The sequence below is a fragment of the Mesorhizobium sp. P3_A8 genome, from assembly GCF_056402995.1.
Map to the genome: position 1 here is coordinate 44,437 of NZ_JBFUGI010000016.1, position 22,969 is coordinate 67,405.

At 59.3% G+C, this 22,969-nt stretch carries 16 protein-coding genes and 3 pseudogenes; 13 read left to right on the forward strand and 6 right to left on the reverse strand.

The window, feature by feature from the left end:
* Nucleotides 1-162 precede the first annotated feature (162 nt).
* From AC1DX4_RS30180 to AC1DX4_RS30195, 4 genes are read left to right on the forward strand one after another with little or no spacing between them, the layout of a single operon-like run.
* Nucleotides 163-561 carry a hypothetical protein gene (locus tag AC1DX4_RS30180; RefSeq protein ID WP_477223794.1) on the forward strand — a complete coding sequence of 133 codons (399 nt, stop codon included), beginning with the start codon at nucleotides 163-165 and terminating at the stop codon, nucleotides 559-561.
* The gene (locus AC1DX4_RS30185; protein WP_477223795.1) at nucleotides 558-1,778 is read left to right on the forward strand and encodes an NRAMP family divalent metal transporter; all 1,221 of its coding nucleotides are present in this window, start codon (nucleotides 558-560) and stop codon (nucleotides 1,776-1,778) included. Before AC1DX4_RS30180 ends, AC1DX4_RS30185 begins: the two co-directional genes overlap by 4 nt.
* Nucleotides 1,779-1,798: 20 nt before the next feature.
* Nucleotides 1,799-2,137 (forward strand): hypothetical protein, encoded by a 339-nt coding sequence (locus tag AC1DX4_RS30190; protein WP_477223796.1) that lies wholly within the window; start codon nucleotides 1,799-1,801, stop codon nucleotides 2,135-2,137.
* Between the two features lie 2 nt (nucleotides 2,138-2,139).
* The gene (locus tag AC1DX4_RS30195) at nucleotides 2,140-2,472 is read left to right on the forward strand and encodes a hypothetical protein (protein ID WP_477223797.1); all 333 of its coding nucleotides are present in this window, start codon (nucleotides 2,140-2,142) and stop codon (nucleotides 2,470-2,472) included.
* A 62-nt stretch (nucleotides 2,473-2,534) separates the two neighbouring features.
* Here AC1DX4_RS30195 and AC1DX4_RS30200 read toward each other — a convergent pair whose 3' ends face one another.
* Nucleotides 2,535-3,404 carry an alpha/beta fold hydrolase gene (locus AC1DX4_RS30200; protein ID WP_477223798.1) on the reverse strand — a complete coding sequence of 290 codons (870 nt, stop codon included), beginning with the start codon at nucleotides 3,402-3,404 and terminating at the stop codon, nucleotides 2,535-2,537.
* 479 nt (nucleotides 3,405-3,883) lie between these two features.
* Between AC1DX4_RS30200 and AC1DX4_RS30205 the strand changes: the two are divergent.
* From AC1DX4_RS30205 to AC1DX4_RS30215, 3 genes and pseudogenes are all read left to right on the forward strand, one after another.
* A pseudogene (locus AC1DX4_RS30205) lies at nucleotides 3,884-5,526 on the forward strand (alpha,alpha-trehalose-phosphate synthase (UDP-forming)).
* 349 nt (nucleotides 5,527-5,875) lie between these two features.
* Nucleotides 5,876-6,124, forward strand: coding sequence for a DUF7662 domain-containing protein (locus AC1DX4_RS30210; protein ID WP_477223799.1), 249 nt, complete (start codon nucleotides 5,876-5,878; stop codon nucleotides 6,122-6,124).
* Nucleotides 6,124-6,570, forward strand: a complete 447-nt coding sequence (locus tag AC1DX4_RS30215) for a hypothetical protein (protein ID WP_477223800.1) — start codon at nucleotides 6,124-6,126, stop codon at nucleotides 6,568-6,570. Before AC1DX4_RS30210 ends, AC1DX4_RS30215 begins: the two co-directional genes overlap by 1 nt.
* Before the next feature lie 320 nt (nucleotides 6,571-6,890).
* Here AC1DX4_RS30215 and AC1DX4_RS30220 read toward each other — a convergent pair whose 3' ends face one another.
* A complete protein-coding gene (locus tag AC1DX4_RS30220) occupies nucleotides 6,891-7,175 on the reverse strand; it encodes a DUF982 domain-containing protein (RefSeq protein ID WP_477223801.1) in 285 nt (94 codons plus the stop codon).
* Nucleotides 7,176-7,199: 24 nt separating this feature from the next.
* A complete protein-coding gene (locus AC1DX4_RS30225; protein WP_477223802.1) occupies nucleotides 7,200-7,505 on the reverse strand; it encodes a DUF982 domain-containing protein in 306 nt (101 codons plus the stop codon).
* 343 nt (nucleotides 7,506-7,848) lie between these two features.
* Here AC1DX4_RS30225 and AC1DX4_RS30230 point away from each other — a divergent pair, with 343 nt between their 5' ends.
* A complete protein-coding gene (locus AC1DX4_RS30230) occupies nucleotides 7,849-8,457 on the forward strand; it encodes a cysteine hydrolase family protein (RefSeq protein WP_477223858.1) in 609 nt (202 codons plus the stop codon).
* A gap of 411 nt (nucleotides 8,458-8,868) precedes the next feature.
* Here the strand turns inward: AC1DX4_RS30230 and AC1DX4_RS30235 are convergent, their stop codons facing one another.
* Both AC1DX4_RS30235 and AC1DX4_RS30240 read right to left on the reverse strand, forming a co-directional pair.
* Nucleotides 8,869-9,186 (reverse strand): plasmid stabilization protein, encoded by a 318-nt coding sequence (locus AC1DX4_RS30235; protein WP_477223803.1) that lies wholly within the window; start codon nucleotides 9,184-9,186, stop codon nucleotides 8,869-8,871.
* A gap of 127 nt (nucleotides 9,187-9,313) precedes the next feature.
* Nucleotides 9,314-11,027: pseudogene (locus tag AC1DX4_RS30240) on the reverse strand (HAD family hydrolase).
* A gap of 220 nt (nucleotides 11,028-11,247) precedes the next feature.
* On the opposite strand from AC1DX4_RS30240, the pseudogene AC1DX4_RS30245 reads away from it, so the two are divergent.
* The 4 genes and pseudogenes from AC1DX4_RS30245 to AC1DX4_RS30260 all read left to right on the forward strand — a co-directional run bounded on the left by AC1DX4_RS30245 (nucleotide 11,248) and on the right by AC1DX4_RS30260 (nucleotide 16,738).
* Nucleotides 11,248-11,753, forward strand: a pseudogene (locus tag AC1DX4_RS30245) (YciE/YciF ferroxidase family protein).
* A 271-nt stretch (nucleotides 11,754-12,024) separates the two neighbouring features.
* On the forward strand, nucleotides 12,025-14,682 hold the full coding sequence (gene ligD, locus AC1DX4_RS30250; RefSeq protein ID WP_477223804.1) for a DNA ligase D: 2,658 nt from the start codon (nucleotides 12,025-12,027) through the stop codon (nucleotides 14,680-14,682).
* The gene (locus AC1DX4_RS30255; protein WP_477223805.1) at nucleotides 14,679-15,698 is read left to right on the forward strand and encodes an ATP-dependent DNA ligase; all 1,020 of its coding nucleotides are present in this window, start codon (nucleotides 14,679-14,681) and stop codon (nucleotides 15,696-15,698) included. Before ligD ends, AC1DX4_RS30255 begins: the two co-directional genes overlap by 4 nt.
* A gap of 815 nt (nucleotides 15,699-16,513) precedes the next feature.
* Nucleotides 16,514-16,738: a hypothetical protein gene (locus AC1DX4_RS30260; RefSeq protein WP_477223806.1), complete on the forward strand. Its 225-nt coding sequence runs from the start codon at nucleotides 16,514-16,516 to the stop codon at nucleotides 16,736-16,738.
* A gap of 491 nt (nucleotides 16,739-17,229) precedes the next feature.
* Here the strand turns inward: AC1DX4_RS30260 and AC1DX4_RS30265 are convergent, their stop codons facing one another.
* Nucleotides 17,230-17,511: a hypothetical protein gene (locus AC1DX4_RS30265; RefSeq protein ID WP_477223807.1), complete on the reverse strand. Its 282-nt coding sequence runs from the start codon at nucleotides 17,509-17,511 to the stop codon at nucleotides 17,230-17,232.
* A gap of 36 nt (nucleotides 17,512-17,547) precedes the next feature.
* On the opposite strand from AC1DX4_RS30265, the gene AC1DX4_RS30270 reads away from it, so the two are divergent.
* A complete protein-coding gene (locus AC1DX4_RS30270) occupies nucleotides 17,548-22,962 on the forward strand; it encodes a HAMP domain-containing protein (protein ID WP_477223808.1) in 5,415 nt (1,804 codons plus the stop codon).
* Nucleotides 22,963-22,969: the final 7 nt, after the last annotated feature.

Here is a 22,969-nt window from a genome sequence, read left to right on the forward strand (position 1 = left end):
ACGGAATCGCGACGGCCGGCAACATAATCCGCTAGATTGTTGACCCGACCATTCCGAACAGGGTAACGGAAATTCCTGAGCCAATCGCTTGCGGAACCTTTTCGACCGGAACGCTTTACGCATCCGATGTCACGTAGCGTCGTAGCGTTGGCYAATACCACCATGTGTCGCTTGCTGGCGGCAGTGTTGCTCGCCGGCCTAGCTGCCTGCTCTTCATCCAATGCCGAAGACAAGCGGGCGAAAAACGCCAAGTCCACCGCCAGTTCAGCGATCATGGTCATCGACAGTTGGACCGCCGGCGCCGCACCTTCCCACTATGCGGGGGCCACGTTGCGGTCTTTGGCCGAAGCGTTAGCTGACTACGATCGGCAACTACAAACGGCGGACGGTTCGGACTCCTCCAAGCGACTGGCGCGACAACTCACAGCCGCTGCCGAGCGGGCCGAAAATGCCGTCACGAACGGCGACCGAGCACAGGCGGGGCAAGCCGGTCAGGAGTTTCGAACTGTCATTGCCAAGTTCGTTGTGGCAGATCCCGCAGATCGAGCGACAAATCCATGAAAAAATTGCTGGAAATCTCGCTCGGCGTGGTGACCAGCGTTGGGGGCTTCCTTGAGGTCGGATCGTTGGCGACAGCAGCCCAGGCCGGTGCATTGTTCCACTTTCAGCTGGTCTGGGCGATTCTCCTCGGGACTATCTGCATCATTTTCCTGGTGGAGATGGCCGGCCGTTTCGCAGCCGTCAGCAAGCACACAATAGCCGACGGCATTCGCGAGCGCTTCGGCATCAATGCGTTCCTTTGGCCTCTGGTAAGTACATTGCTGGTCAATTTCCTGGTGCTGTCTGCTGAGATCGGCGGGGTCTCCATTGCTGCCGAACTCGCCACTGGGATCGGCTTCAAATGGTGGGCGCTGCCGGTAGCTTTCATTGCGTGGCTCTTGCTGTGGAAAGGCACTTTCGGCCTGATTGAGAAAGGCGTTTCGCTGTTGGGGCTGGTAACGCTCTGCTTCGTCGTAGCAGCGGTCATCCTCAAGCCTGACTGGACGCGGGTCGCCGTCAGTTCGGTGCCCTCCTTGCCGCATCACGACACCGCTACCTACTGGTTCATGGCTGTCAGCATTCTGGGTGCGTCCATCTCGCCATATCTCTTCATGTTCTATTCCGCGGGAGCGATCGAGGACAAATGGGACAGGAGTTATCTCGGTATCAATCGCGCCATTGCCGGGCTCGGCATGAGTTTCGGCGGCACCATCTCCATAGCCGTGCTTATCGTCTCGGCGTTGGTGCTTGGAACGAACGGCATCACCCAGGTGGACGATTACCACCAATTGCCATTGATGCTGACTCCGGTGTTCGGCTTCTGGGGCTTTGTGCTGTTCGTTGCATCGCTTGGCATCGCCTGCTTCGGCGCTACGGTCGAGATCGCCCTGCAGCAGGCATACCTCGTCGCGCAGGGGTTCGGATGGAATTGGGGCGAGGACCGCAAGCCTCGCGAGGATCCAGGCTTCACGATTGTCTATACCGTCACAATCTTCGCGGCCGCCATTCCGATTGCGCTCGGCCTTGATCCGCTGAAGCTTACCATCTTTTCAATGGCCCTTACGGCAGCAAGCCTGCCTCTGGCGGTGGTGCCATTTCTCTTCTTGCTCAATGACCGGTCCTATATGGGTGAACATCGCAACGGCGTGATCTCCAACGCGGCAGTGCTCTTTGTTATCGCTCTTGGCTTCATCCTCGCGGTCGTCACCCTGCCTCTGCAAATATTTGGAGGCAGTTGATGCTCATCATACGCGACGTTTTGGACAAGCAGGTTGTCGACCGCAATCAGGTCAAGATCGGCAAGGTGGACGGGATAGTAGCCCAGTTGAGACAAGGTAAGCCCCCAAGGATCATCGCCGTCGAGATCGGCTCGATTGCGCTGGCGCGCCGCTTGGGACCGCTCCCCGAACGCTGGATGGTCATTCTGGCCGCCAAGCTGGGCGGCCAACGCCATGCCAAGCCTCATCGGGTGGCATGGAGCAAGGTTCGCGAGATCGGCCTAGACATCGAGTTCGATATCGATGTGCGCAAGACTGCGATTTTTGGCTGGCAGGACTGGTTGCGCGACCACATCGTCGGAAGGATTCCGGGAGCTTGACGATGGCAACCGCAAATCTCGACCGATTGGCTGGCCGGCGGGTCTTCTCAAAAGAGGGTCATTGCATAGGCCATCTGGAAGAGATCGTCGCCGAGGCAGACGGCGACGAACTTGTCGTCAAGGAGTATCATATCGGTATTTTCGCGGCGTTCGAGCGTCTGTCCGCCTCGTCAATTGGCACGGCCCTCCTCGACCTGGTTCGGCTGCGCCATCGCAAAGGGATCTATCGGATTCGGTGGGACAAGCTCGACATTTCCGACCCCGTGCGGCCGATCCTTCGCTGTTCGGAGCAGGAACTCGCAACAATGCAAGCCAGCTTTCGGGTCAAACGCTGAGGCTCGGTCACTGGTCAGTCGAGCTGCAGAAGATCAGATAACCGGCACGCGTCGGGCATCGATCAACTGATTTCATTTTGAAGAAAGGCCTTGAACGCTGCTGCGAGAGCAGCTGGATTTTCTTCGGCGACGTGGTGCCCACTCTTGATCCCAAAGCCGCAAACGTCGTCGGCCCAGTGCTTCCAGATTGCGACCGGATCCCCATAGATCTGCTCCAAGTCATCGTCGATCGACCAGAGGCAGAGCATCGGACAGCGCACTTTTCGGCCGGCGCTTCGATCATCACGGTCATGGCGATGATCGATCCTGATACCTGCGCGATAGTCTTCGACCATCCCATGCACGATAGCAGGATCGCGGATGAACGATGCCAACTCGTCATAGGCGTCTCGTCCCATCTCATCTGGCCGCAGGGCGCTGTACCATGCCAGTGGGTCTGCCAGGATGGCCCGCTCCGGCTTCTCGGGTTGAGCGAAGAAGAACCAGTGGTACCAATCGCGGGCGAATTTCCAGTCGGCACGTTCCAGATGCTCAATAATCGGCAACCCATCCACGGTAATCAGCTTTCGCACCAGACCGGTATGGTCCATTGCCATTCTGAAAGCGACCAGACTGCCACGATCGTGACCGGCGACGGAAAAGGTGTCGTGCCCCAACCTTTTCATAACCTCCACCAGCGCCGCGGCCTTTGCCCGCTTGGATGAGAACTTGCTTTCCGGGTCGTCCGGCGGCATGTAGGAGCGCCCGAAGCCTGGAAGGTCGGGGCATACGATCCTGAAATCTGCTGACAGCAGGTCTGCGACTTGGCCCCAAGTCATATGCGTGCGGGGATGGCCATGGATCAGAAGCACAGGCGGCCCAGATCCCCCGTGCCGAAGTCGTATCGGCCCGCACCCGGTTTCCACCATTTCGAGCGCGAAATTTTCGAACATATACCATCCTCAACCAGCTATGAGCTTACAAACCCTCTCCGCGTGAATTGGTTCATGACGATCGGAAACGCGACTGTCCGCGACGTTGGGAGGGAGTCTGTCGCGTCAGAACTATCGGAAAGCACGGAGCCTGCAACACTTCCTGGAGACGATGGAGGGTTGTAAGCCACGGCAAAGCCGTCCACCGGTAGCATCAAGGGATGGACAAGCTGGCCGGGTGTCGATGGCGCTCTCAGACGGATAACCGCTACGGCATGTGAATTACCGAACGAGCACCCCGAACTAGCCCTTGTTGTTCCGCTCCTTGCCTTTGTGGTTTGCCCATCACGGAGAGGAGTGCCGTTGCCTCGTCGATCGGCTTGGTCTTATCGCGTTGGCCGATTTGCCTGTCTGGTATCTACTGCACCTCTCCTGGCCGAGCGGCTGAACAAAGCCGCTTTGAACAAGATGCCTTGCAGCCGACACCACAGGTGTCCTTGGTGATCGAGGCCGAGCTGGTCAATGCAGTCGATCGTCGATGGGTTGTCGAAATCAGAACTCTTGGCCAGGGCGATCTGGGCGTTTTCACGACGTGGAACAATCGCGATAGCAGACCGTTCCCAAGCGAACTTGCCAGGTTAGGATTCCTCTTGTTGCAGCGATCAAATGAAAACCACAGAGAGCATCCGCAAACGGCTGGCAGTTCCAGCGGGAGTGAGACTTTACGGGGCGCGGAAAAGCACCCAGACGACAATGCCGAACCCCGTCGGTTGGTTGTTGTCTCGAATAGGCTCGGGAACATTCGCGACCTGTCGCAAGCCGGAGGCCTCGCGGTTGGGGTCGCGGATGCGTTGGCCGAGCGTGGAGGTCTCTGGTTGGGGGCAAGCGACGAGCATCGAGATACGGCTCCGGGCGACGAACCCCTCATTCACCTTGAACGCCTGGGAAGGATCGAGACAGCCGCACTCAGCCTGCCGCGCGAGGCATACTCCCTCTACTACAACGGCTACGCCAACAGTACGCTGTGGCCACTTTTCCATTACCGCCTCGACCTGGTGGATCATCGCAGCGAATTTCTTCACGCCTACAGGCAGATCAATGCGCGCTTCGCCCAGGCGCTTGCACGATTGCTGACGGGCAACGACGACCTGGTCTGGATCCACGACTATCATCTTATCCCGCTTGCTGCCGAGCTGCGGCGGCTCGGATTTGGGAATCGGATCGGCTTTTTCCTCCACATCCCGTTCCCGCCTCCTGACCTGTTTGTCGCCACATCGGACCATGAAGAACTAATCGCTGACCTGCTTCAGTACGATGTTCTGGGTTTCCAAACCGAGACCGACGTGACGAATTTCCGCCGCTCCGTGTGGGCGACAAATTCGATCACCTTCGACAACAATGACGCGGCGGAGGCCAATGGCCGGACCGTTGTGTCGCGGAGCTTTCCGATAGGCATCGATGTCGGCGCGTTCGCACGCATGGCTAACGAGGCGTCGCAGGATGTGCAGATTGATTCCATGCGTCGCCAGATTCTGGGTCTTAAACAGATCATCGGCGTCGACCGGCTGGATTACTCCAAAGGATGCCCGGCCGCATGCAAGCCTTCGCGCGGCTTCTGGAAAGATATCCCGAACATCAGCGGGCGGCTACATATTTGCAAATTGCGTCGCCCACGCGAGAAGAGGTCGGTGCTTACGCCGAAATAAGGGCACAGCTCGAGGCGACCGCCGGCTCTGTGAACGGTAAGTACGCGGATCTGGCTTGGACACCGATCCGCTACATTCACCGAGCCGTACCACGCTCGCGGCTGGCTGGCCTGTTACGCGCCAGCCAGGTCGGGCTGGTGACGCCCTTGCGTGATGGAATGAACCTCGTCGCAAAGGAATTCATAGCCGCCCAGGACCCGGCCGATCCCGGAGTGCTTGTATTGTCGCGTTTTGCGGGCGCCGCTGAAGAGCTTGAGGAAGCGCTGATCGTAAATCCCTATTCGATCGACGACGTTGCTGACGCTATCGCCAAGGCGCTCGCGATGCCCCTTGAGGAAAGAATTGAGAGGCACGGTGCACTGCTCACGCGCATCAGCCGCAATGACGCAGCAGAATGGCGCCGATCATTTCTCGCTGCGCTCGCGGACGAGAGCTAGCGCCCGTTTCTACCGACTTGTCTCCGGCAAGGTGGGCACTGGCTGCCCGGGTCTGACACCCGGGCACACGCAGCAGGGATCAGTTCGGAAAGCCTAGGGCAAGGCGTCTAAACGATTGGGAGGGAACATCAGGAGTCGTAAGTTCAGGATCAAAGCATCCACGACGGACACATGGTCATGACTGACATATTGCTAGAGTTGCTCGAGGAGGTGGCTGCACTGCTCCCGGTTTTTGCACCCGCGTACGCGATACCCGAAAGGCCCCCAACTTCCCCAACAACCTCGAGCCAGTGATACGGGCTGAACCATCCGAGCCCGGAGCGCAAGACAAACTTGTGAGGCCGAGGCGATGACAAGATATGAGCCTTGGCGGAGCTTATTGGAAACGCTGGGCGCGCCAGAGATTGTCATCATTTTCGAGCAGTTGGATGAAACCGTGCCCTTACCCAAGGCGGCCCATATAGATCCACAGTGGTGGTCAAGCGGCCGGACTGGCAAGCGAACGGTCCAAGCCGAAGCCTGGCATCAGGCTGGGTTCGAGGTCCAGGCTGATTTACAGGGCAAAGTGGCTACATTCAGGAAAATGAAGCACAAGTAATGCGGCTCAAATTGCGCCCGTCCGCGATTGCTGAAACTTCGCCAAGGGCTGGGGGCGGTGACCTACCGCTCATCGCCCTGGCTGGTGACTGCAAAGGGCAGCTCAGATTGGCGTTTTTCGCTGCTCACGAACTTGTCCTGTTTCAGGTTCAACCGCCGCCGTTGGAGAGACACGAGTTTGAACAGCCGACGACGAGCATGTCGCTCCTGAACTGTTTGAAGGAACCTAATTCTTCCGGCGTTGTTACGCGATCGGACATACGAAAGGAGCCGCCGAAATCATCTCGTGATATGCCTGGACCAACGCCTCGCAAGGACACCGGTAAGGATACCCGGGAGGCCGTACTCAAAACGCCTGACAAAACGATCGACTGGGATCACGACGATGTGCATGGCGATGGCGACACCATTGGGATGGAGCCTGAGCAGGGGATTGATTCAAAATAGCAATCGCGGTCGGCAGTTTTTCGCCTTGTCTAGGATGTCGGACTGAGCCGCTTGGCAGCTAAATACATCAATGCGGAAGCGGCGCGCGTTCGGTTCCAACCGGCCTGCTCTGCTCGGTTAACTAGCTCGTCAACATGTGGCGCCAAGGCGTCCTGGCACTCAGCGTCGTACCGGGTCGCGGTTACCTCTCGGACAGGTGGTGTAATTGGCGTTTCGTTTGTCATGAATGTGCTCGTGGAAAGCTGGGAATGTTGGCTTCGGGTTGGACGTAGGGCAAGAGGCGGCCACCTCACAAGGTAGCCGCCATCTTCGATGCAGTTTCATACGTAGCTGGGTGTCGGCTTAGGGTGAGGTGAGGGCACGTTGCCTTCTTCCAGCAGAATGTCCTTCTTGCGAGCGAACGCGACGAAAATGCCTCGGGCAGTCTCTAGGTCAACATCCCCAACTAGTGCGGCCTTGCAGGCTCGCACGGCCGCTTTCTGTTCAGGGCTGTTGCCGCACCATTCCATAGCAAACTGATAGGCATCGGCGACTGTGTTGAGTTGGCGAGGAAAGCCTAATCCAACCCACACGCGGATCGGCGTATCAAACGGTTTCGAAAGCATCTCGAACTGCCTCCTTCGCACCCTTCAAGCGACCAACCCGCCGCCTCGACCCCGGTTGTCCGGGATCGCCCAAGGCAGGGCCGCAGTCACGTCCTGGTAAATCCTGGCCGACTTAGCGAAGCCGCAAAACGCTTGCCGGGCGGCGGAGAGCGGATAGCCGTTATCAAATGCTCTTTGGCACGCGCGAAGGGCGGTGTCGTAAATCACCCCACGTCTTTCTGTGGGCCATTCGTAGAGAAACTCCAGGGCATCTTCGATGCCGGCAATTTCCTGAATAAGGCTCTTCCCGCTCTTCACGAAGACAGGGCTGTCGAATATCCGATCGTTCATGGGATCCTCCAAGTCGAATGAACAATTGAGGTTTCGATTCAGGCGAGGCCGTAAACGGCCAGCGCCCGACCGGGATATGGGTTTGTTGTTTTTGGTCGTCAAGACCCTGGAACAAGGCGAAAATTGACACCGATTGACAAGGATCTTGCTTCCAACCGTTGATCGATGCTGGTTGGTCCCAGCACTGCGTGCTTGCGCACGGCACCATTGCTCAGCGGAAACGTCGACTGTCAGTGTCGGTTCCCGCGACCGCCTCAGGAACGAGTCCCATGAGATGACGTTTCGTTTTTTTGATCGCGGTGGAAAGACCAATGAGAAGACAACACTGGTCGGGGAGGTTCTGATGTCGATGCCCGGTCTGGCATACGGTCCCCTGGGCGACCGGTGCATGCATATCTGCGTTGATATGCAACGCCTATTTGCCGAACCATCACAATGGGCGACGCCCTGGATCACCCGCGTCCTCCCGCACATCGAGAGGTTGGTCGAGCGGCGGGCGCCGGAGACGGTCTTCACGCGCTTCTTGCCCGCGCAGAAGCCAGGGCAGGGCGTGGGAACATGGAAGCGCTACTATGAGCGATGGGCGTCGATGACGGCCGACAATGTCGGTCCCGACATGATCGAACTGTTGCCGGCGTTGGCTGGCTATTGTCCGCCAGCTGCGGTCATAGACAAGTATATCTACTCGCCTTGGTTCGAAGGGCGCCTCAGATCTTTTCTAACGGAGCGTAAAATCGACACGTTGGTCATTACCGGCGGTGAGACCGATGTCTGCGTCCTAGCCACAGTGCTTGGAGCCATTGATTTCGGCTATCGCGTGGTTCTGGTCACAGACGCTCTGTGCAGTTCTTCGGATGCGACGCATGACGCGCTGCTCACCGTTTATCACCAAAGATTCGCGCAGCAGGTCGAGACGGTCGAGATGGAGACAGTACTTTCGAACTGGGTTTGAAGCGCCACCGATCCGAAACGCGGATTCATCAGGCGTTCAGGTCGATCAACACGGCTCCGATTTCGGAACGCTGGCGGCGGCGCAGCTGGCCGGGACTTCCTCGAACGTTACTTCCAGAGTCGATCGAACGATGCCTTCAGGCAAATGCCCGCCTCCGTATCGCCCAGCCCAACATCGCCAATCGCGCTCAGCACCTCGCACTTCATTGATCAAATTTCCGTTCGTTTTTCGGTTCTAGCTCGAAAAGCGCCGATGGCTGCCAATAAAGCTCGTCAACCTTCTGATCGGCCGCGAGCGGTCAACGGGCCGAATGCCTCTTCGCCGGGATCGAGCACGATGACGAACGTCCGTTGCTCCCCCGCTCTCGTTGAGCGCCAAGCTTTCATTGTTGTTTTCCAAGCGACAAGCGTCTCAATGGGCACGGTGCTCGGCATTCCGCTTACGCGTCGCCGCCGCTTTCTTGGCCGCCTCCGAACGGCTCGCGGCAGGGCGCGAGGCCGATGCCTTGCCGCCCTTCTCGCCACCCTTGTGGGCTGCCGGGTGGCCGGTGTCCTTGCCGCGCCCGGAGCCGCCAGCTTTCTTGCCGCCGCCATCATCCTTGTTGACAGTCGCCCATGCGCGCCGCTCGGCCTCCTTGTCGGAAACTCCACGCTTTTCGTAGCCTTCGGCGATGTGGTCGGCTTTGCGTTCCTGCTTGTCAGTGTATTTGGATTTGTCGCCTCGTGGCATGGCGCTTTCTCCTCTTTAGCAGGATTTGAACGTCATTGCTGGCGCTCAGGTTCCAGTGATGATCGCGGCTAATGCTTTGGCGAGCTAGCAGCAGGGCGATTTGGGCTAAATTGCCCCTCCTTGCAGGCTATTCATCGGGAGCCGTCGCGGGCGCCGTGTAGCGGCGCCGTACGGCATCGATAACGAGCTTGCGGCTCTCGACGGCTGAGAGTTTCTTATCCTTTTCCGTCTCTGCGGTTTCGCGAGCGAGATCCTTGTCGCGGATCTGATGACGGAACCATTGGGAGTAGTCGCTGGCGCGCAAATGAAACTCCCATGTCTTGTCGTCTATGCCTTCCGCGATCTGGGCGAAAATCATCAGATTGTGGGCTCTGAGGTTCATCGCATTGTCGGGGCCGTGGAAGTAGAAGCTGCCCGCCTCGTCGAGTTGCCCCTCGGCGTATTTGCGGCTGTGCCGTTTGAGGGATTGGCGCGGTTCGATCACCTTGACGGTGGTGATTTTCTTGCGTGCGTGCGGTCGCCAGAACAGCACCCGCGCTCCTTTCGGCGTTGGGATGTCTTTCGGTTGGTCGATGCCCGTCTCGTGGCAAAACGACTTCACCACATCCTTAGCCTGGGGACCGAGCGCGATAATGGCGGTCACCAGCCGCAGGGCATCGGTTGAGAGGGCCTCAGGGTGAACAGTGATCAGGATCGTGCCCGGCAACTCCAGTGACAGGACCGCGCGGGTGTCATCGCGTCGCTTGGGCAGAAGGTGGTGCGCTTCGTCAATGACGAGCCAATGCGGCCTGGCCGTGCGGCGGCGGAAATTGCTAAGACCGGGCAGCAGATCGGCAAAGAAATCCGGCCGCTCATCGACGCGCAATGCCAGTCCATTGATGGCGACATTGCTGTCCGCTTTCGGGATCAAATCCAGCACTTGCGCTTTCGTCGGCGGAGTCGAGCCATCTCCGAGCCGCACGGCGCCTAAGAGACCGTCATAATCACCTTCCGGATCGAAGATGCAGAACTGGAAACCGCTCTCGACGAAGCGTTCCGTCAGCGCGGTGGCCAAGGTGGATTTGCCGATGCCGGAACTGCCAGCGATGAGGATGGTGTCGGTTGGCGACAGATAGATGTCATCGCCGCCCGCCGATCCTAGAACGACGCCGTCGTGGCGCCTCGGCACGATGTCATGATCGCGCTTGATCAGCTTGTCGATCAATTGCTCCACACCTTTCCCCCGGGCGCCCCGCATGACCAGGTCCGCGGTGGTCTTGACGGCAGGAATTGCATTGTCGACAGCCACGCTGCAGCCGCAGGCCTGCAGGAAGGCATGGTCATTTTCAGCGTCGCCGACCCCGGCCACATTGTGCGATGAAAGCCGGAGGTCCTGGAGCGCAGCAGCAAGTCCGGTGGCCTTGTTGATGCCGCTCGGCAGGATCATCACCGCACCCTTGTTGAAGATGATTTCCAGCCCCAGTCCCATCTCCTTGATGACGTCTAGCGCCGTAGCTTGGTGAGGCTCCCAGGTCGCGACGATCGAGCGTCCGATCGAAAGCGGCTTTACGCCGTGTTTCTTCAGCTTGGCGACGAATTTGGGATCTGGTGCAGCCGAGATCGTGCGCTCTTCCTCGCTGGCCGGCGTATAGATCAGCGCGCCATTCTCCGCGATGACCTTGTCGAACAAACCGACCTCGGGAAAGACACGCTTGAGGTCGGGCAGTTCACGTCCGGTGACGAGGATCAGCTTGCGGCCGGTTTTCTTGAACCGCTCCAGCGCGGCGAGGGTCTTCTTCGAGACGATCCCGTCATGGGGCCAGTGTGCCGTCATAATCCGTCGCTAATGCCATAAAATACATTTGCCAGCCTTCCTGGTCCCAGCCCGCGCATAACAAGAACGAATGATGAAGACAAAGGCTCCCATGGAACACGCGCAGCACGCTAACGAGGGCCCCAGAAAGTTAGGAACCTCACCGGTAACGGCACGTTGAGCAGCCAAGCCGGGACCAGTCTGGCCATCATCGGGTCGCGGATACATCCGCCGCCGAATTCAACCGAATGTAGTGAAAGGAAAAGGCGATGGGCTTCTTCTCGAAGAACATCAAGACACTTGACGACCTCTTCGTGCACACACTGCGCGATATCTATTACGCCGAAAAGCAGATCGAGAAGGCGCTGCCGAAGATGATCGACAAGCAACCGATCCGCAGTTGAAGGCCGGCTTTGAAAAACACCTCGACCAGACCAGGGTCCATATAGAGCGTGTCGAGGAGGTATTCGAGCGTCATGGCGTTAAGGCAAAGCAAATCAACTGCCCGGCAATCGACGGCATACTTGAAGAAGCCGACGACGTGAGCGGCGACGTTGATGACAAGGACGTCCTCGATGCCGCGCTGATTGCCTCGGCACAGGCGGTCGAGCACTACGAGATGACCCGCTATGGAACGCTCATCGCCTGGGCCAAGCAGCTCGGCCGCAGCGATTGCGCCAACGTTCTGGCCAAGAACCTGAAGGAAGAACAGGCGACCGATCGCAAGCTAAGCGAGATTGCAGAAAGCAAGATCAATCTGCACGCAGCCGAGTAATCTGCTCACGAAAGCCGGTCAGTGTCTTAACTGGCCGGCCTTCCGCTGGGCAGATCTGTACAAATCCCATTGACGCCTTTTGGTTAGCCGCCACAAAGGCGGGAGGAACGACGGTGTCGCAAGCGCCAACCATATGTCTGGTGAGGAGGGCGGCGATGCCACAATTTCTCTCAAGCGGAAAACGCAGCGGCGGGGTCATCGTAGCGTTCACCGAACCAAACCTCGCTCACTGCGTTGAGTCGCGCGTTGCGTCATCAGCCGGGGCATTTCCATGACAAAGGGCGAGCTTTCCACCTATCGGGCCAAACGGGATTTCACGAAGACGAAAGAGCCCAGCGGCGAACGCTCGATCGCGAAATCGACCCGGCTTCGGTTTGTGATCCAGAAACATGATGCGACGCGGCTTCACTATGACCTGCGCCTAGAGTTGGAGGGTGTCTTCAAGTCGTGGGCCGTCACCAAAGGTCCGTCCCTTGATCCGCAGGATAAACGGCTGGCAGTTGAAGTTGAGGACCATCCGCTGGAGTACGGCGACTTCGAGGGCACGATCCCCAAGGGACAGTATGGCGGCGGCACCGTGCAGCTGTGGGATCGCGGCTATTGGGAGCCGGAAGGCGCCATGTCGCCCGAAGAGGCCTTGGCAAAGGGCGATCTGAAGTTCACGCTCGACGGCAAGCGCCTGCGCGGAAGTTTTGTTCTTGTGCGTATGAAGCATGACCGCAATGGCGGGAAGCGGACCAACTGGCTGCTGATCAAACATCGCGACAAATATGCCACGGACGGTAACGGCGACGCGGTGCTGGCACAGGACCGCTCCGTAGCTTCGGGCCGGAGCATGGAAAAGATTGCTGCCGGAAAGGGAGCCGGCCCGAAGCCGTTTATGCTGCAAGGCTCAGCGACGGCCGATGCCGGCGCGGTGTGGCACAGCAATTGCGGCCACGCTGCCGAAGAGCGCGCCAAGTCGTTGAAGGCATCGCCAAAGCCCTCGCCCACTTCGAAACGAGCTGCTCGTGGCTCGACGGCGAAGATGCCCGATTTCATCTCACCGCAGCTCTGCGCGACACTTTCGCGTCCGCCGGCGGGAACCAGTTGGGTTCACGAAATCAAGTTCGATGGCTATCGCGTCCAGCTACGCGTCGAAGAAGGCGCCGCTACGCTGAGGACCCGAAAGGGCCTCGACTGGACCGAGAAGTTTGGCTCGATCGCGAAAGAGGCGGCGCGCCTTCCCAACGTCATCGTCGACGGCGAGATCGTCGCCCTCGGCAAAAATGGCGCGCCGGACTTTGCCGCGTTGCAGGCCGCACTGTCGGAGCGCCGGACAAAGGATTTGATCTTCTTTGCGTTCGATCTGTTGTTTGCCGACGGTGTCGATCTGCGAAAGTTGGCACTCTCGGAGCGTAAGGAGCGGCTGAACCAGATGCTCGGAGGGGTCGATCGTGGTGAGGAGAACCTCATCCGCTATGTCGAGCACTTCAACAATGGCGGCGACGCGGTGCTGCGTTCCGCCTGCCGCCTGTCCCTCGAAGGCATCATCTCCAAAAAAGCCGACGCCGCCTATGTCTCAGGCAGAACCGACACCTGGGCAAAATCAAAATGCCGCGCTGGACATGAAGTTGTGATCGGCGGCTGGTCGACCACCAACGGAAAGTTCCGCTCTTTGCTCGTCGGCGTCAATCGTGGCGAACACTTCGCCTATATCGGCCGTGTTGGAACCGGATACAGCGAAGCAAAGGTCAAACAGTTGCTACCGCGGCTGAAGGAAATGAAGGCCGCCAAGTCCCCGTTTACCGGCGATGGCGCACCGAAAAAGGATGAGACCGTCTTTTGGACGAAGCCGGAACTGGTGGCAGAAATCGAATTCGCGGGCTGGACGGGTGGCGGCAATGTCAGGCAGGCCGCTTTCAAGGGCTTGCGCGACGACAAGCCGGCAAAGGAGGTAGAGGCCGAGCGTCCCGCTGATCCTCAGGACACGCAGATCGCCCAACCTGCCATGGCATCTGGCCGGACGGGGAAAACCCCGATCGTCATGGGCGTTATCATCTCAAAACCTGACAAGCCGCTGTGGCCGAATGCCGGCGATGGTGGCCAGACGGTCACCAAGCTCGACCTCGCCGAATATTTTGAGGCCGTTGGTCCCTGGATGATCAAACATCTCAAGGGCCGCCCGTGTTCGCTGGTGCGCGCGCCGGACGGTTACGCCGGCGAGCAGTTCTTCCAGCGCCACGCCATGCCAGGCACGTCCAACCTGCTGGAACTGGTGAAAGTCTTCGGGGACCACAAACCGTATCTTCAGATCGATCGCGTCGAAGGCCTTGCTGCGATCGCGCAGATCGGCGGCCTGGAGTTGCACCCTTGGAACTGCCAGGCGGATCACCCAGAAGTACCCGGCCGACTTGTCTTCGATCTTGACCCTGGCCCGGAAGTTCGCTTTGCCGAGGTGGTCGCGGCCGCCAAGGAGATGCGCGATCGCCTCGAGGATTTGGGCTTGGTCAGCTTTTGCAAGACGACCGGCGGAAAGGGACTGCACGTCGTCACGCCGCTGGCCGGCCAGCGCAGCAAGACGACATGGCCCGAGGCAAAGGCCTTCGCCAAGGCTGTCTGCATGCAGATGGCTGCCGACCGTCCAGACCTATACCTCGTCAACATGGCCAAGAAGCTGCGGACATCCCGGATCTTTCTCGACTATCTCCGCAATGATCGCATGGCGACGGCCGTCGCTCCGCTGTCACCGCGCGCCAGGGAAGGAGCGACTGTTTCGATGCCGCTGACATGGGGCCAAGTGAAGGCGGATCTCGACCCGAAAAAATACACAGTCCGAACTGTACCAGGGTTGCTAAAGAACACAGTGGCCTGGTCCGACTACGACGATGGCGAAAGGCCGATCAGCACCGCGATCAAACGGCTCGGTTCTGCAAAGCTAGCGGCATGACAACGAAAGCTGCAAAACCGTCTTTTGGCGTTCCATTGGACACCGAGCCAATGGAGGCGAAGTCGGCCGACACGTTGCCGGATAACGCTGGCCAATGGCAGTACGAAACCAAATGGGACGGCTTTCGCTGCCTGGCGTTCAAAGCCGGCGATGCGGTGGACTTGCGAGCAAAGTCTGGCAAACCGCTCGGCCGTTATTTTCCGGAAGTCGTCGCGATGTTGCGTGACCTCAAGGCCAAAGACTTCGTGGTCGATGGCGAGATCGTCATCGACATTGACGGCTCTTTCTCTTTCGATGCGCTGCAAATGCGGTTGCATCCAGCCGAAAGCAGAATTCGGAAACTGTCTGTCGAAACACCGGCCAAGCTGATCCTGTTCGATATGCTGGCAAGTCCGCATGCCATCCTGATGCATCAACCGCTGTCTGCGCGGCGCGCGGCGTTGGATGCGTTCGTCAAGGCAGCGGGACATGCCGATCTCGAATTGTCGCCTTGTACTCGGGATTTGACGACGGCAACCGAATGGCTTGGCGAATCCGGTCACGGATCGACAGACGGCGTCGTCGCTAAGCTTGTCGAAGGCGAATATCGGCCCGGCGAGCGCGCCATGGTCAAGGTCAAGCGGCTGCGCACAGCCGATTGCGTGGTCGGTGGCTTTCGCTACTTGGCGGGAGCGCGCGAGGTCGGTTCGTTGTTGCTTGGGCTCTACAACGACCGAGGCAAGCTCGACCATGTGGGATTTACGTCGACCCTCGCGCGGGAGGATCGATCAGCGCTAACCCGACAGCTCGAAGCCTTGCGATCTCCTCCAGGCTTTACAGGCAAAGCGCCGGGCGGACCGAGCCGTTGGAGTACTGAGAGGAGCGGGGAGTGGGAGCCGTTGAAGCCCGAACTGGTGGTGGAAGTCCGGTTCGATCACGTCACCGGCGATCGCTTTCGACATGGCACGAAACTGCTTAGATGGCGTCCTGACAAGAACCCAAACCAGTGCACGTTCTACCAGATATTGAAACCATGAGTTTGGCGCGTGGCCTGCAACTAGTGTTGACCGTCTAATTCTAACCTTTTGCGCTCGGCGGCCTCGAACGCGGCTTGTCCACCCTTTCGTGGTGTCGATGGGCCTTGGCCTGGTTTCCCGCATGCCAGAAGATTGGAGTAGGTTCAGACTCGAAGGAGTTGCCGCCGCACTGACGAACGAAGGGCTGTTGGGGACTGCGCCGTCAACCGCTATGACGCTGCGGGTATTCTGATTGTCGTAAAGTGAATGCATCGCAGGACAACGTCTCCGATTGACGACTTTGCATATGGTCGAGTCCGGGCGACTAAGACAATAGAGAGCACGAGCTTGCAAAGCGGCGAGTCGGAGGAATTCTTCGAAGTAGCGAGCGGTTGAATCCGTCGTTCATCGTTGGCGCCGCGATTTCGGGCGCGACGCGGAAAGCACCTGCACAAGACGGCCGTCAAAATCCGCCTTCATATCGCCAGTCTGCTCTTTGTTGCCCGTCCCTCTGCCGGCAAGACCTGAGAATAACTTGCCAAACCTGCCCATCTCATCCCACCTCTAGTCGGCTCCATGCCGTTCTGGCAGGAAGCTCCATCGGAGCCTTTGGTTCAGTCGCTGCCCTGGGATCGACTGATGCCAGCCTAACCGCGATGTCCGCCTAGTGCCGTTCAGACCTCCGGTGTCGGTTTAGGATTGCTTCAGGGCCTCGCAGGTGACCTGTAACCTGCGGGCTGCCCGTCAATATCATTTGAGGCCGATCCGAGCTTTTTTTGTTGGGAACTTTTCGTCCGGTTCGCACTTTCCCCGGTCGTCAGAGAGAGGAGGCTGCGTTGAAAACACGACGCATCGACAGAGAAAAGATCGAGAGGGCCGATCGTGAATGTAAGCTGGTGCTGGAAGCCGAGCGGCGCGCGAGGGAAGCCAAGACAGCGCGTCTTAGAGAACAGAGGCAGCTGCTGGAGGCATCGACTGTTCGTACTCGGCCCGCAGCCGTGGCGGTAGCGAAGTCGCCGCGTCTGCAAAAGCTGGCCCGCAAGGTTATTGAGGTGGACTGACGATTTTGTTCATCGCGCCGCCATTAGGGTCCTTGCGCCGAAAACATCAAGGGATCGACTTTCGCTGAGACGTCGGCGTGCTGTCGCACGCGTAAAAGCGCCAGCTTCTGCGGGCGAGCTGCGGTACAAAGCCGCCGTACCAGGCTTCGGGCTGGCATAAGTGCGAGCTGGCACCTCCGATGAAGCGGCATCGGGCCTATGCACAGGCCGGCGCAGACCGGGTTTGCGCTAACAGCGCCCGCTGGCGGAGCGGGATCGCCGGCACCGTTCGCGTTTTGCCCCGATTGCTCCTGCGATCGTCGCGCCGCTCACCCTCGGCGGCGTCATTACATCGGCGCCGCGCGCCGTGGTTGATGCCATGAAGGTTATCAAGCCCTTCGACCTTCCAGCGGATTTGCCTGCAACTGGCCAATGGAACAAAATTGAAAATTCGACGTTTGGGGTTTGCGGCGGGATGTAACGTTTGGCCGCAGGGGCAATTTTATCCAACATCAAGATTGGGAGGGGGCGCTGTGACCGTACAGGCATCCAAAAGACAGTTGGACCGTCGAAGCATCCTGAATGCCCTCAAAGCCTTTCGGCGCGGTGATTTTTCTATCCGCATCGACAACGTTTACGAAGGTCTCGATTCCGAAATCGCAGAAACCTTCAATGAAATCGTCGACCTGAACGATCAGGTGGCGCGCGAGTTTGAGCGGCTCAGCAGGGTCGTTGGCAAGGATGGGCGGATAGGCGAACGCGGTCGCGTTCGAAACGCCACCGGCAGTTGGCAATCCAGTGTCCGGTCTGTCAACGATCTGATCGAGGACATGGTGCAGCCAACGGCTGAGGTTGCTCGTGTCATTGGCGCCGTGGCCAAGGGAGACCTGTCGCAGACCATGATGGTCGAGATCGATGGCCGGCCGCTGCGCGGCGAATTCCTGCGTATCGGTAAGATCGTCAACACCATGGTCGGCCAGTTGGCTTCATTTGCGTCGGAAGTGACACGCGTGGCGCGCGAGGTTGGCACTGAAGGCAAGCTCGGTGGTCAGGCGCGCGTGAAAGGCGTGGCCGGCACGTGGAAGGATCTGACCGACAACGTCAACGCCATGGCGACGAACTTGACCGGCCAGGTGCGCAACATCGCAGAGGTGACGACGGCCGTTGCCTCGGGCGATCTGTCGAAGAAGATTACGGTCGATGTGAAAGGCGAAATTCTCGAACTGAAAAACACCATCAACACGATGGTCGACCAGCTCAACTCTTTCGCTTCGGAAGTGACGCGCGTGGCGCGCGAAGTCGGCACCGAAGGCAAGCTCGGYGGCCAGGCGCGGGTCGAAGGCGTAGGCGGCACGTGGAAGGATCTGACCGACAATGTGAATTCCATGGCAGAGAACCTTACCGGCCAGGTGCGCAACATCGCCGAGGTGACGACGGCGGTGGCCCTGGGCGACCTGTCGAAGAAGATCACAGTCGATGTGAAGGGCGAGATCCTCGAGCTGAAATCCACAATCAACACGATGGTCGATCAGCTCAATTCGTTCGCCGGCGAGGTGACGCGCGTGGCGCGCGAGGTTGGTACGGAAGGCAAGCTCGGCGGCCAGGCACAGGTCCGCGGGGTCGCCGGCACGTGGAAGGATCTCACCGACAACGTTAACTCGATGGCAGAGAATCTTACGGGCCAGGTGCGCAACATTGCCGAAGTGACGACAGCGGTCGCATCGGGCGACCTGTCGAAGAAAATCACGGTTGCGGTGCAAGGTGAAATCCTGGAGCTGAAAGACACCATCAACACGATGGTTGATCAATTGAATTCGTTCGCCTCGGAGGTGACGCGCGTGGCGCGCGAGGTAGGCACCGAAGGCAAGCTCGGCGGACAGGCCGAGGTAAAGGGCGTCGGCGGCACCTGGAAGGATCTGACCGACAACGTCAATCTGATGGCTGCCAATCTGACTGGGCAGGTGCGCAACATCGCCGAGGTGACGACCGCCGTGGCTCGTGGCGACCTGTCGAAGAAAATCACCGTCGACGTCAAAGGCGAAATCCTGGAGCTCAAGGACACCGTCAACACGATGGTCGATCAGCTGAATTCGTTCGCCTCGGAAGTCACGCGTGTGGCCCGCGAAGTGGGCTCGGAAGGCAAGCTTGGTGGACAGGCTCACGTCGAAGGCGTTGGCGGCACTTGGAAGGATTTGACCGACAACGTCAACGCCATGGCCGGCAATTTGACCGTGCAGTTGCGCGACGTGTCCAAGGTAGCGACGGCTATCGCGACCGGCGACTTGACGCAGAAGATCACGGTCGATGCTCTGGGCGAGATCTTGCAGATCAAGGACGTCATCAACACGATGGTGGACCAGCTCAATTCGTTCGCCTCGGAGGTGACGCGCGTGGCGCGCGAGGTCGGCTCCGACGGCAAGTTGGGCGGCCAGGCGCAGGTGCGCGGCGTCGCCGGCACCTGGAAGGATTTGACCGACAACGTCAATGCCATGGCCGCAAATCTGACCGGGCAGGTGCGCAACATCGCGGAGGTAACCACCGCCGTGGCGCTCGGCGATCTGTCGAAGAAGATTACCGTCGATGTTCGTGGCGAGATTCTGGAGTTGAAGGACACGATCAACACAATGGTCGACCAGCTCAATTCCTTCGCTTCGGAGGTGACGCGTGTGGCGCGTGAGGTCGGCACCGAAGGTAAGCTCGGCGGGCAGGCGCAGGTGCGCGGCGTTGCCGGCACGTGGAAGGACTTGACCGACAACGTGAACTCCATGGCCGAGAACCTGACCGGCCAGGTGCGCAACATCGCCGAAGTGACGACCGCCGTGGCGCGCGGCGATCTGTCCAAGAAAATCACTGTCGACGTGAAGGGCGAGATCCTAGAGCTCAAGTCTACCATCAACACCATGGTGGACCAGCTCAACTCCTTCGCTGGCGAGGTGACGCGCGTGGCGCGCGAGGTTGGCACCGAGGGCAAGCTTGGCGGCCAGGCGCGTGTGGAAGGCGTCGCCGGCACCTGGAAGGACCTGACCGACAACGTCAACCTGATGGCGACGAACCTAACCAATCAGGTGCGTGGCATCGCCGACGTCGTGACGGCCGTCGCGCAAGGCAATCTCAAGCGCAAACTGACGGTCGACGCCAAGGGCGAGATCGCCTCGCTGGCCGACACCATCAACGGTATGATCGAGACGCTCGCCACCTTTGCCGACCAGGTGACCAATGTCGCGCGTGAAGTCGGCATCGAGGGCAAGCTCGGTGGTCAGGCGCGTGTGCCCGGCGCCGCCGGCCTTTGGCGCGACCTGACCGACAACGTCAATCAGCTCGCCGCCAACCTGACCACCCAGGTGCGCGCCATTGCCGAGGTTTCGACAGCTGTGACCAAGGGCGACCTGACCCGGTCGATTAGTGTCGAGGCCTCCGGCGAAGTCGCCGCACTCAAAGACAACATCAACGAAATGATCCGCAACCTGAAGGACCAGACGCTGAAAAATGCCGAGCAGGATTGGTTGAAGACCAATCTCGCCCGCTTTTCACGCATGCTGCAGGGTGAGCGCGACCTTGCCACGGTGTCACGGCTGATCATGTCCGAGCTCGCTCCTCTGGTGAACGCGCAATATGGGGTCTTCTACGTCACCAATCGCGACGAAGAGGAATCCTATCTCGAGCTCGCGGCGTCCTACGGCGCCGAGAGCAAGGCCGCAATCAAGCAGCGCCTGGACCTGCGCGAGGGCCTGGTTGGGCAAAGTGCCGCCGACAAGCGCGCCATCATGCTCGACAATGTGCCGCCGGAATTTCTGCGCGTCACGTCAGGTCTCGGCAGCGCCTCGCCAGCCAATGTCATCATCCTTCCCGCCTTGTTCGAGGATGAGGTCAAGGCGGTCATCGAACTGGCTTCGTTCGGCGAGTTCCGTGACACGCACCAGTCGTTTCTCAACCAACTGATGGAATCCGTTGGCATCGTTCTCAACACTATTGCGGCAACGATGCGAACCGAAGGCCTGCTCAAGCAATCCCAATTGCTGACCTCGGAATTGCAGGCGCGTCAGACCGAACTGACCAAGAAGCAGGAAGAGCTACATGCGACGAACGAGGAGTTGCAGGAGAAGGCGCAGTTGCTCGAAAACGAAAAGAAGCAGGTCGAAAACAAGAACCTCGAAATCGAGATGGCACGGCGTGCCCTGGAGGAGAAAGCCGAGCAGCTGGCGCTTACGTCGAAGTACAAGTCCGAGTTCCTGGCCAATATGAGCCACGAATTGCGCACACCGCTCAACTCGCTGCTCATTCTCTCAAACCTGCTTGCCACGAACCAGCAGGGCAATCTCAATGAAAAGCAGGTCGAGTTCGCGCGCACCATCAACTCCGCCGGAACCGACCTTCTCAGCCTGATCAACGATATCCTCGACCTGTCGAAGATCGAATCCGGAACCGTCTCCATTGACATCAACGATATGCCGGTGACGCATCTGCGCCAGCATATGGAGCGCACATTCCGCCAACTGGCCGCCGACAAGGGCCTCGGCTTCACCATCAAGGTCGATCCTGCCCTTCCCGAGACGGTGCGAACGGACGAGAAGCGGTTGCAGCAGATTGTCCTCAATTTGCTTTCGAATGCATTCAAGTTTACCTCGGAGGGCGAGGTCAGCTTGAATTTCCGAGTCGAAAAGGCCAGCCGCCGCAACGGCTCCGGGCACGCCATGAAGGCCTTGGCGATCGCGGTAACCGACACGGGCATCGGCATTCCAGAAGACAAGCAGAAACTGATCTTCGAAGCTTTCCAGCAGGCCGACGGCACCACCAGCCGAAAATATGGCGGCACCGGGCTTGGCCTCTCGATCAGCCGGGAGATAGCGCGCTTGCTTGGCGGCGAGCTGCGCGTCGAAAGCACGCCGGGCAAGGGCTCGACATTTACGCTAGTGATCCCGTTCGCCGGCCCCCGTGTGGCGGCCGCACAGTCCACCTTGCCTGCGCCGACGGAGGCTGCACCAGCATCTCTTGGCAATCCGCCTTCGGCAGAGCTGATCGACGACCGCGATACCATCGCGCCGACCGACCGGGTCGTGCTGATCGTCGAGGACGACCCGACGTTTGGCGGGCTGCTGCTTGGCCTCGCGCGCTCGGCGGGTCTTAAAGGCGTCCTGTCTAATGCGGGATCCGGCACCTTGGCCTTGGCTCGCAAACTCGTTCCCGACGCCATTACGCTCGATCTCGGGCTTTCCGATATCGATGGATGGGTGCTTTTCGATCTGTTGCGCCATGATCAGAAAACGAAGGGAATTCCCGTCCACGTCATCTCGGGTGCTGAAGATATTGACAGTCTCGCCCGCAAGGGGGCGTCCAGTGTTTCCACCAAGCCTGTTTCCTCTGACGAACTGATGAAGGTGTTTCAGGATATCCATTCAAAGAAGCTGCGCGTTCAGCGGCGCGTTCTGGTCGCCGACCCGGATCCGGAGCGCCGGCTATCGCTCGTCGAAGCGATCCGCGACGGTGTGACCTCGGTCACTGCGGTCGGCCGTTTCGCGGCAAACGCCGACGACATCGGCATGGCTTCTTATGATGCCGTCGTGCTCGGTTTCGGGCGCTCGGCCAAGGACAACGCACAAGCACTAGACGAGGTCAATGCACAGTTCGGCGAAGCCTTGCCGCAGCTGTTGTTCTTTGCCCCACATCCAGATGCGCTTGATCAGGTGCTGGCGTTGAACCCGGCGCTCGCGAATGCGCCGCGGGCTGAAAATTTTGCACAGCTGGCGCTTCATATCTCGGCGGCGCTGCCGGGAGAAGGACGCGAGGAGGTTGGAACAGGAACCGCACCGACCGGCAAGTTCGATCTGGCGGGGGCGAAGGTTCTCATCGTCGATGACGACATCCGCAACATCTACTCGCTCACCAGTGTCCTGGAGACATACGATATCCAGGTTCTGCATGCCGAGCGCGGCCGCGACGGTATCGCGCTGCTGGAACAGACGCCCAATGTCGACGCCGCTTTGATCGACATCATGATGCCGGAGATGGACGGATACGAGACGATGCGGCGCATTCGCGGCACGCCGGCGATCGCTCACATCCCGCTGATTTCGGTCACTGCCAAGGCGATGAAGGGCGATCGGCAGAAATGTCTGGACGCCGGGGCTTCCGATTACATCGCCAAGCCGGTCGATCTTGATCTGTTGCTGGCATTGCTTCGGGTCTGGATTGGTCGTTCCCGGTCTCGCGTCGAGATACCGGAGAAAATGCTCGTGGCAGTGAACTGACGGGCGG

Coding starts and splice junctions, on each gene's coding strand:
- AC1DX4_RS30225 (WP_477223802.1), bottom strand. CDS start 7,505: ATGAACGATCGGATATTCGACAGCCCTGTCTTCGTGAAGAGCGGGAAG.
- ligD (WP_477223804.1), top strand. CDS start 12,025: ATGACAAAGGGCGAGCTTTCCACCTATCGGGCCAAACGGGATTTCACG.
- AC1DX4_RS30230 (WP_477223858.1), top strand. CDS start 7,849: ATGTCGATGCCCGGTCTGGCATACGGTCCCCTGGGCGACCGGTGCATG.
- AC1DX4_RS30220 (WP_477223801.1), bottom strand. CDS start 7,175: ATGCTTTCGAAACCGTTTGATACGCCGATCCGCGTGTGGGTTGGATTA.
- AC1DX4_RS30200 (WP_477223798.1), bottom strand. CDS start 3,404: ATGTTCGAAAATTTCGCGCTCGAAATGGTGGAAACCGGGTGCGGGCCG.
- AC1DX4_RS30185 (WP_477223795.1), top strand. CDS start 558: ATGAAAAAATTGCTGGAAATCTCGCTCGGCGTGGTGACCAGCGTTGGG.
- AC1DX4_RS30180 (WP_477223794.1), top strand. CDS start 163: ATGTGTCGCTTGCTGGCGGCAGTGTTGCTCGCCGGCCTAGCTGCCTGC.
- AC1DX4_RS30215 (WP_477223800.1), top strand. CDS start 6,124: ATGCGGCTCAAATTGCGCCCGTCCGCGATTGCTGAAACTTCGCCAAGG.
- AC1DX4_RS30195 (WP_477223797.1), top strand. CDS start 2,140: ATGGCAACCGCAAATCTCGACCGATTGGCTGGCCGGCGGGTCTTCTCA.
- AC1DX4_RS30255 (WP_477223805.1), top strand. CDS start 14,679: ATGACAACGAAAGCTGCAAAACCGTCTTTTGGCGTTCCATTGGACACC.
- AC1DX4_RS30235 (WP_477223803.1), bottom strand. CDS start 9,186: ATGCCACGAGGCGACAAATCCAAATACACTGACAAGCAGGAACGCAAA.
- AC1DX4_RS30210 (WP_477223799.1), top strand. CDS start 5,876: ATGACAAGATATGAGCCTTGGCGGAGCTTATTGGAAACGCTGGGCGCG.